This window comes from Dyella japonica DSM 16301 (genome assembly GCF_001010355.1).
Taxonomy (GTDB): domain Bacteria; phylum Pseudomonadota; class Gammaproteobacteria; order Xanthomonadales; family Rhodanobacteraceae; genus Dyella; species Dyella japonica.
Genome location: NZ_JPLA01000108.1, coordinates 1 through 705, shown reverse-complemented (window position 1 = coordinate 705; position 705 = coordinate 1). Strand labels below are relative to the sequence as shown.

At 44.1% G+C, this 705-nt stretch carries 1 protein-coding gene; it reads left to right on the top strand.

Annotated elements, in window-relative coordinates; all coding sequences use genetic code 11:
- On the top strand, nucleotides 1-705 hold a 705-nt coding region (locus tag Y882_RS20320; RefSeq protein ID WP_211259220.1), incomplete at both ends, for a hypothetical protein.

Genomic DNA, 705 nt, shown 5'->3' with positions numbered 1-705 from the left:
CAGATAATGGGGCAATTGGTCGTAAAGACAAGGTATCCGATTCTACGGTACGTCTGACTTTGGCAGAGAAAGCTGGGTTACGTCCTATTCAGGGAGTGCCTATTTACGTAGCTGCTGGTGGTGCAGGTATGACGGTAGGTACTCACAAATGGTGGAATACTTCCAGTAATTCCCCAGGTGATGCACTACTGGCTATTGACGATATGGTTAAAGGTTTGGGTGTTAAACCTGATTACTTCATTGAAGCTAATCCGTGGGAAACCATGTATATGAAGGATGTTAATTCTTCTACATGGCCTGCTTTAATGACTGCTTTTGAATCGTCTAACAAAGCAATGCTTGCATGGATGAGAACCAACTGGGGCAATCCTAATCTGGAGATTTGGTTCCAGGGGGCTACTACTGTTTGGTTTGGTGTTGCTCCACCTAATGACCTTAACTCTCAAGCTACTGTTACTGTACGTGATAAACAGATTCAGATGGCTACAGCTAATATAGGCTTTAAACTGGGTTCCTTTGTTCCTGGTTCTAACCTGTACACTGCGTACCGTAATGTGGAATCCAGTTGGATTTATTACACGGTAGAAGCATTCCATGCCACAGCCATTGAGTTAGGTGAAGCACTGGCTCTTAATATTAACCGTGCTACTAATCCACCTGATTGGTCTTACTTACGCCCACCAGCAAATCTGCAAGGTCGTAAGT